This window comes from Protofrankia sp. CiP1_Cm_nod1 (assembly GCF_920888515.1).
In the GTDB taxonomy this organism is placed as follows: domain Bacteria; phylum Actinomycetota; class Actinomycetes; order Frankiales; family Frankiaceae; genus Protofrankia.
In genome coordinates, this window is the sequence record NZ_CAKKTM010000477.1 from 2,899 (window position 1) to 11,582 (window position 8,684).

An 8,684-nucleotide genomic window follows, 5' to 3' on the forward strand; every position below is an offset into this window, starting at 1 on the left:
GATGGCCTGGCGCAGCACGGTCAGGGTGTGGGCGTAGACGTCCTTGTGCTGGTGGTGCTCGTCGATCTCCATCCGCAGCGCGGGCAGCTCGGGCAGGACGATGTCGGCGACGCCGACGTCCACCAGCCGGGCGAGCCCGGCGACGGGGTCGACCGCGACCATGAGTTTGCGCAGCTCGTCCCGGATGCGCTCGACCGAGACGATCTTCAGCCGGGGTGTCCTGGAACGCATCGCCGCGACCAGTTCGGGCACCGGGACCAGGCCGAGCTGGGCCTCGAAGCGGGCCGCGCGCAGGATGCGCAGCGGGTCGTCGTCGAAGGACGCCTCGGGGGGGCCGGGTGTGCGCAGCACCTTGCGGGCGAGGTCGCCCAGGCCGCCGAAGAGGTCGACGAACTCGTGGCCGGGCACGGACACCGCCATGGCGTTGACGGTGAAGTCACGGCGGACGAGATCACCCTCGAGGGTGTCGCCGTAGGCGACCGCCGGGTTGCGCGAGGTGCGGTCGTACGCCTCGGTCCGGTAGGTGGTGACCTCGAAGCGCACCCCGGACCGGATCAGCCCGACGGTGCCGAACGCGATCCCCGCCTCCCAGACCCCGTCCGCCCAGCCGCGGGTGATGTCCAGAATCTGTTCGGGGCGGGCGTTCGTGGCGAAGTCGAGGTCGGCGCCGGACGGGTCGGAACGGCCCAGCAGAGCGTCCCGGACGGACCCACCGACCAGATACAGGCTGTAGCCGGCGTTCGCGAAGACCCGTCCGAGAGCGTCCGCCGCGGGTGGCACCTTGAGCAGGGCGCTCACCGCCCGTTCCGCGGAGTCACGTGGATTGTCCAAGCAGATCACCGACACCGCCCCAGGGTATAGGCGGCCAGGGCGCGAACGCCCATGGTCGTTCAGCCGTTCGGCGGCCCACGGCCGTCCGGCGGCCTGGTGCGGGCGGCCGAGGTTGCCTGGTCGAGCGCCCGGGTACGGGCGGCCTGGTGTGAATCCCGCTCGCGGTTCCGTCGGCGCCGCCTGGCGCGGGGGCCGACAAGAGCGACAAGAGCGTGGCCTGGACGCCAGGGGGACGCGCGCCCGGGTTGTGAGCGGCCGGGGCACGGTGGGCTTTGGCGTTTACCGTTCGTTGCCGGGGCCGCCACCAGCGGACAGGCTACGGGCGCATGCTGGGAGAAGCGGCGCGCAAGGCTCGTACGATCAGCCCATGGCCCCGTTCCCGGCATCCCCTCGGCGGCGGTTGCGCCAGGTGGAGGAGACTTCGGCGGGTGGGCTGGTGTTGGACGACCGTTCGGAAATGGCCAATGCGGCGCTGATAGCACGCCGTGACCGGAATGGCCGTCTGCTGTGGTCGTTACCGAAGGGCCACGTCGAGAACGGGGAGACAGCGGAACAGACAGCGGTCCGGGAGGTGGCGGAGGAGACTGGTGTGACCGGACGGGTACTCGGCCGGCTCGGCATGATCGACTTCTGGTTCGTCACCGGACGGACGCGCGTGCACAAGACCGTCCACCACTATCTCCTGCTTCGCACGACCGGGGAGCTCTCGGACGTCGACGTCGAGGTCGCCGAGGTCGCGTGGGTGCCGCTGGCCGAGGTTCCGCGCCGGCTCGCCTATGCGGACGAGCGCGGCCTCCTGCGCCGGGTGCCGGCCATTCTCACGGACAGCGTGTGACAGCCGGCCAGGCGCGTCCGGCGGCGCGGCGTACCGCTATGGTAGCCGTAATCATACTGTCGGTGATATTTTTGCTGCTGAGCACGATGGCCCACGCCCGGGCCGGCCCGTCGTCCACAAGTTCCACGCGTGTATCCACAGGTTCGTCCACAGACCAGGCCGGACCTGTGGATTCGGCTGGGCCCACGGGCTCGGCGGAGCTCGCGGGCCCAGCGGACGCCACGGGCCCCTCCGGTGGGCTACGGCCGCGGCCCGCCGGAGGGGCCCGGTCCACCCAGTCCGGTGGGATGCTCCAGCCCACCGAGCGGTCCGCCACGGCGGTCCAGTCCGCTCTGGTGGTCCAGTCCGCCACGGCGGGCCGGGTCACCACGGCCGTGGCCACCGGCGTCGCCCGGCCGGTCCGGGTGGCGCTCGACGGGCTGTCCGCCGTTGCCGGCCCACAGCTGCCACTGACCGTCACCGGTCATCTGGAGCTCACCGGCACCGAACAGATCTCCGGTGTGGAGATACGGGCTGAGCTGGCGCGCGCGGTGTCCAGCCGCAGGGAACTGGCGAACCTGCGTGAGAACCCGGCCGCCGCGGCCACACTGAACTATCCGACCACGGTGGTGTCCAGGCCGGTGGCGAGCAGGCTCGTGCCGGGAGCACTGCCGGCCACGTTCACCGTGGACGCGCGGCTGACGGGGCTGGGCCTGCCGGCCGCACTGCGGATCTACCCGTTGCGCCTCACCGCGTCCGGCGTCGTCGGCGGCCAGCGCCAGGTCGTCGGGACGACCTACTCCTCCCTGATCTGGGTGCCGGCCGCGGTGACCGCCCCCACGCCGGTCTCGGTCGTACTGCCGCTGGCGGAGGTGCCGCGGCTGCGCGCCGACGGCCGGCTCACCGACGACGGCCTGACCGAACTGGTGGCCCCCGGCGGCCGGCTGAACCGGCTGCTGGACGCCGTCACGCCGAGCGACGGCCGGCCGGCGCCACCCGTCGCCCTCGCGGTCGACCCGCTCCTCGTCCAGACGCTTCAGATCATCTCCAGCGGCCCGTACGAGGTGGCCACACCGTCCGGTCCCAGCCCCCGGCGGGCGGTCCGGGACGCGGCGGCCTTCCTGACGAAGCTGAAGGCGTTCGCGGACGCCGGCGGAACGATCTTCGCTCTGCCCTATGGGGACGTCGACGTGGTGGCGCTGACCCGCGCGCAGGAGTTCCACAGCATCCTGGTGGCGCTGCTGACCGGCCGGACCGTCATCGCGAACGCGACCGGCCGCGGCCCGGACGCGACGATCGCCTACCCCGGCGACGGGCTCGTCGACGCCCCCACCCTCGACCTGCTGCGCCGCATGGGCGTCACGACCGTGATCGCGGACTCCCGCCTGCTGCCGCCGAAGGACCCGGAGAAGACCTACACCCCCGCGAGCGCCACCGGGATCCCGACATCCGGTGGCGTCGTGCGGGTGCTGGCCGCCGACCAGCCGCTCGGGGTGCTGGCGGCCGGTCCCGCCGGCGGGACCGGTGAGGCCGGCTCGCCGACCCAGGCGGAGTCGTTCCAGGGCCTCCTGGCCGAAATAGCGATGATCACCGCCGAGCGGCCGGGGCTGGCCCGCCCCCAGACGATCGCGCTGCCGCGTTACTGGGACCCGCCGGCCGGCTGGGCGCAGATGCTCATGGGCGGCCTGTCCACGCCGTTCTCCCGGCCGGCCGCGCTGCCGTCGACACCGGCGGCGCAGACCGCCGCCGCGGGAACCGGCTCCACGGGAAGCAACCCGGCGGGAAGCAACCCGGCGGGGCAGGCTGCCCCGGCCGACGAACGCGGCCGGCTGGCCTACCCCGGCTGGGCCCTCGCAGCCGAGCTGCCGGTCTCCCGAGTGATCGCAGCCGAGGACCTGCGCGGCCAGATCCACGCGCTGAAGTCCGTCCTGTGCCCGCCGGACTCGGGCGCCGCCGGCGTGCGCAACTGCGCCGCCGCGGGCATCGACGCGATGGAGAACACGCTCACGTCGTCCGAGTCGGTGGCCTGGCGGGCGGGCGCCGCCGGCACGGCCGGTGCCGACGAGCTGGGCACGGGTGTCGCCGGCGAGGTACAGGCGCTGCGGGACGGCATCCGGGTGGTCGCCTCACGCAGTGTGTCACTGACCGGCAAACACGGGACGGTTCCGGTCACGCTCGAGAACAACACCGAGGTCATCATCAACGTGCTGCTCTCGCTGTCCTCGACCGACCGAGCCCGGCTACGATCAGCGACCCAGGTTAAACTCACGGTGCCACCTCTGCAGAAGGTGCAGGTGGAGATCGAGGTCGATGCCGAAGGTGCCGGAACGTTCCCCGTCGATGTCACGATCCTCACCCCGGCCGGCAAGCCGCTGTCAGCCGCGCCGCCGGTGCGGATCCTGGTGAAGTCCACGGTCTTCGGCGTGATAGCGGTGGCGATAACGGGAGGGGCGCTGGCGGTTCTGGTGTTCGCGGTGCTGCTCCGGCTGGCCCGTCGGCTGCGGACGTTGCGCGTGCGGACGCCCACCGCGGCGTCCGCACGAACCGGACCGGCCCCGCCGGGCGGTGGGCCCGTCCTGGCCGAGACACCGCGGGCGACCGGGGCCACCGGGACGGTCGGGCTGTCCACGCGGCCCGGGCTGTCCGGGCTTTCCGGCTCGTCCGGGCTTTCCGGCTCGTCCGGGCTTTCCGGGCCGTCCGGGCTTTCCGGGCCGTCCGGGCTTTCCGGGCCGTCCGGGCTTTCCGGGCCGTCCGGGTCGTCCGGGCTGCCCGGGTCGTCCATGTCCGCCACCCCGGACGGCCCGGGTCCCCGTGAACGTGAAGGCGTGCCCGATGCCACCTCCGCCGACGGCCGGAGCACCGCCGTCCCCGCGGAGGAGGACGGCCTGGCGTGGCCGCTGCGCGCCGGTCACGCCTCCGGCGGCCGGGGAAGACAGCGGTGACGGCTGGCACCGGCGACGGGACCAGGAACGGCGGGGGCCGCAAACCGCCGGCCCGCCACCGCCGCCGCTCCGGCTTCGACCCGGCCGGCCCGACAAACCCGATGGCCGGGCCGGTCGGCGTGCCGTCGCCCGCCCCCACCCCGGATGCCGTGAGGCGGCCCGCCCCGCCACCCGGCGGCTACCCACCGCCCCACCGGCCGGACGAGCACTACCAGCGGGACGAGCACTACCGGCCGGACGAGCACTACCAGCGGGACGAGCGGGGACGGCTGGCGGAACCGGCCCGGCCGCCCGCAGGACGGCCGGCGGACCGGGGACGTCCCGCGGGCGGCCGGGCCGGGAAGGCCACCGGGCGCAAGGCGATGACCCTCGGCCGGGCCAGCGGCACCATGGCGATCGGTACGGTGGCCTCCCGGGCGTCGGGGTTCCTGCGGACGGTGGCGATCGCCGCGGCGATCGGCACCGGCGCGGTCGGGGACGCCTACAACGTCGCCAACACCACCCCGAACATCCTCTACGACCTGCTGCTCGGCGGGGTGCTGTCCAGCGTGATCGTGCCGGTGCTGGTCCGGGCGGCCAGGGAGGACCCGGACGAGGGCGAGGCGTTCGCGTCCTCGCTGCTCACCCTGGTGGTGCTGGGGCTCGGTGTCATCGTGGTGGCCGCGACGCTGGCCGCGCCGGCCATCATCGGCGTCTACCTGGCCGCCGGCGGCGCCGAGCAGGATCTCGCCGTGACGTTCCTGCGGTGGTTCCTCCCGCAGGTGATCTTCTACGGGCTGGGCGCCACGATCGGGGCGATCCTCAACGTCCGCCAGTCGTTCGCCGCGCCGATGTTCACGCCGGTGCTCAACAACCTGATCGTGATCGCGACCTGCGTGGCGTTCATCTTCGTGCCCGGGCCGCGCCCGCCCACGGTCGGCGGGATCAGCGACACCCAGATCACCGTCCTGGCCGCCGGCACCACCCTCGGTGTCGTGGTCATGACGCTCGCGCTGCTGCCGTCGCTGCGGGCGGCCGGCTTCCGCTACCGGCCGCGGCTGGACCTCACCCACCCCGGGCTGCGCCAGGCGGTGCGCCTGGCCGGCTGGACGCTGCTCTACGTGGCGATCAGCCAGCTCGGCTACCTGGTCATCGTGCGTCTCGCCAGCTCCACGACGGCGTACACCGTGTACACGTACGGGTACCAGATCTTCCAGCTCCCCTACGCCATCGTCGCGGTGTCCGTGATCACCGCGCTGTTGCCGCGGATGAGCGTGCATGCCGCGGACAACCGTCGCGACCTGGTCCGCCAGGACCTGTCCACCGGGACGCGGCTGGCGGCGGTGGTGATCGTGCCGGCGGCACTCGCGCTGCTGGCGCTGGGCCGCCCGGTCGCGGTCGCGCTGTTCAACCACGGCGCGGTCAGCTACGCCGAGGCCCTGCGCATCGGGGACACCCTGGCCGCGTTCGCCGTCGCCCTGGTGCCGTTCTCCCTGTTCCAGGTGCAGCTGCGGGTGTTCTACGCCCACCAGGACAGCCGGACCCCCGCGCTGGTCAACATGGGGATCGTCGCCACCAACATCGCCGGCGCGGCGGCACTGAGCGCGCTGCTGCCCGACCGGCTGCGGTCGGTGGCGCTGGCGCTGGCCTTCGCCGTGTCCTACCTGGTCGGGGCCGTGGTCTCCTCGGTCCTGCTGCGGGGCCGCCTGGGCGGTATCGACGCCAGCCGGACCGCCCGCATGCTCACCCAGGTGACCATCGCCGGCGGGCTGGGCGCGGTCGTCGCCGCGGGGGTCTGCGCCCTGGTACGAGAGGTGCTCGGCCGGGGCTGGCTCGGTTCGGGCGTGAGCGTCGTGCTCGCCTGCGCGGTGGGGCTGCCCGTCTACCTGGTGGCCATCGTCCGGATGCGGCTGCCCGAAATGGCCGCGCTCGCCACAGCCGTCCGGGGCCGGTTCGGTGCACGATCGACACACTGATCCCGACTGATCCCGGCTACAACCGACACAGCGCCCGGGCGCTCCCCCAAAGGCTCGTACACTGAACAGGCTGCATCCGGCTACGACAGTCGGACGCGTCGGCGATGACGGAGGCACTGTGGTCGACGGGCACAACCGACCGCCACAGGTCGACGTCGATAATGACGTGACGAGCAGCGCGACCTGGAAGGCCGGCACCGTGGCGGTACCGGCGTCCCCCGACGCCACCGGCCCGATGGATCCCCCCGGGCCCCCCACCCTGCCGGTCAGCACCGTGCTGGACGGCAGATATCAGCTTCTGTCGGTCATGCACGCACGTGGGCCGGTCACCCTGTGGCGCGGTGACGACCGGATCCTCGCCCGGCCCGTCGCCGTCCGTGTGGTGCAACACACCGGCACCGGCGCGCGCGACTCCGCGGCCCTCGACCGTGCCGCCGAGATGCTGCTGTCGGCCGCCATCGGCTCCGGCCGGCTGGTGCACCCGGGCGCGGCATCGACCTACGACGCCACGTCGACCACCACCGAGGCCGGCCGCGTCTCCTACGTGGTGAGCGAATGGGTGGAGGGCCGCTCCCTGCAGGCGCTGTCCGCGCAGCGGCCGCTGCGCCCGGACCAGGCCGCGACCGTCCTGCTCGCCGTCGCCCGGGTGCTCGCCGCCGCCCACGAACGCGGCATCCACCACGGTGACCTGCGCGCCAGCGACGTCATCGTCTCCGGCCACGGCATGGTCAAGGTCGTCGACCTCGGCACCGGCTCGGTCGTGGCGGCGCTGGAGAAGGGCGCGCACAGCCAGGCCGAGCCCTGGGCCGGCTCCGTCGGCGCCGCCGAGGACGTCCGGGCCATGGGCGGTCTGCTCTACGCCGCGCTGACCGGGCACTGGCCGTTGGACCGCGGCGACACCGGGCTCCCCCCGGCGGCAAGGACCGACGACGGCCAGGTGCGCTCGCCACGGCAGGTCCGCGCGGACGTCCCCCCGGACCTTGACGCGCTCACCCTGGCCGCGCTCGGGGACGACCGTGCCCACCGGCCGGCGATCACGTCCGCGGCCGAGCTCGCCGAGGCGCTCGAGGATCTCGCCCCCGCGGACGGCACCCTGGATCTCGGCCGGGTCCGGTTCGACGACGAGCCGTCGCTGACCCGGACCATGACCACGGGGCCCTCGACCGCCGGTTACACCGTGGACGGGTCCGATGCGGACCACTACGACGTGGCGGGCTCCTACGGCCCGCCGGGGAGCGCGGCGTACCCGCCCGGCGGCGGCCATCGCGGCGGCTACCAGGACGGCCGGGCCCGCCAGGACGACGGCCGCTTCCCGGCGGACCAGCCCCGCCGCGACCGTTCCGCTCCCGCCCTCGGGACGCCCGGCTTCCTCGGCGACTACCCCCCGGACGAGCGGGGCGCCCGGCGCTCGCGCGGCCCGCGGCCGCGCCGCAGGCTGCTGCTCGTGGCCGGGCTCATCGCCACCATCGCGGTGGTCGCGGTGACGGTGACGTCGGTCGCGCTGACCCGTGACACCGGCCGGAAGGCTCCGGCCGCCCCGTCCGCGGCCCCGTCCAGGACCGCCCCGGCCGGTACCGGTACGCCGCTGCCGGCCCCGAACGTGCTGGCCTTCGACCCGCCGCCCGGGCAGAACGGCGAGAACGACGCGGAGGCCCCGAAGGCCATCGACGGCAACCCGTCCACCGTCTGGACGACGGAGGGCTACAACAACACCGACGGCCGGCAGTTCGGCGGGCTGAAGTCCGGGGTGGGTCTCCGGCTGGACTTCGGCCACCCCGTCACCATCAGCCAGATGACGATTGCTTTTGGTTTCGGCCCTACCGCGTTCGAGCTGCGTGCCGGTGACGCCGCCGTGAACGACGCCAGCGCCTACAGCGTGGTCCTCCCCGAAACCCTCGCCACCAACACGACCGTGTCCGTCCCGGAGGCGGCCGCCCACCGGTACTGGGTCGTCTGGCTGACCAAGCTGCCGACGGTGGACGACGGCCGGTTCAAAGGCGCTGTCACGGACGTCTCCTTCCGCTCCTGACCAGCGGGAAGACGCCGTCCTGGCCAGGCTCTCGCCGCCCCGTGACCCCCGCCCAGCCGCCAGCCCCCGGCAACGGCACGCCGGACGGCGCCGCCAACGCGGCCGTCGCCGGT

Annotated in this window: 4 protein-coding genes and 1 pseudogene; 4 read left to right on the forward strand and 1 reads right to left on the reverse strand. The window is 73.8% G+C overall.

From position 1 onward, the window contains the following. Window positions 1-840: pseudogene (locus NBX02_RS22690) on the reverse strand (CCA tRNA nucleotidyltransferase); the annotation flags it as partial. A 400-nt stretch (window positions 841-1,240) separates the two neighbouring features. Here NBX02_RS22690 and NBX02_RS22695 point away from each other — a divergent pair. The 4 genes from NBX02_RS22695 (at window position 1,241) to NBX02_RS22715 (ending at window position 8,571) form a co-directional block, all read left to right on the forward strand. Next, complete coding sequence (locus NBX02_RS22695) at window positions 1,241-1,666, forward strand: NUDIX hydrolase (protein WP_250287384.1); 426 nt, start codon at window positions 1,241-1,243, stop codon at window positions 1,664-1,666. A 38-nt stretch (window positions 1,667-1,704) separates the two neighbouring features. Next, on the forward strand, window positions 1,705-4,587 hold the full coding sequence (locus NBX02_RS22700; RefSeq protein WP_445548591.1) for a DUF6049 family protein: 2,883 nt from the start codon (window positions 1,705-1,707) through the stop codon (window positions 4,585-4,587). Beyond that, complete coding sequence (gene murJ, locus NBX02_RS22710) at window positions 4,584-6,542, forward strand: murein biosynthesis integral membrane protein MurJ (protein WP_250293088.1); 1,959 nt, start codon at window positions 4,584-4,586, stop codon at window positions 6,540-6,542. The genes NBX02_RS22700 and murJ overlap by 4 nt, the downstream gene beginning before the upstream one ends. Window positions 6,543-6,660: 118 nt before the next feature. After that, the gene (locus NBX02_RS22715; protein WP_250293093.1) at window positions 6,661-8,571 is read left to right on the forward strand and encodes a protein kinase family protein; all 1,911 of its coding nucleotides are present in this window, start codon (window positions 6,661-6,663) and stop codon (window positions 8,569-8,571) included. The last annotated feature ends 113 nt before the right edge of the window (window positions 8,572-8,684 follow it).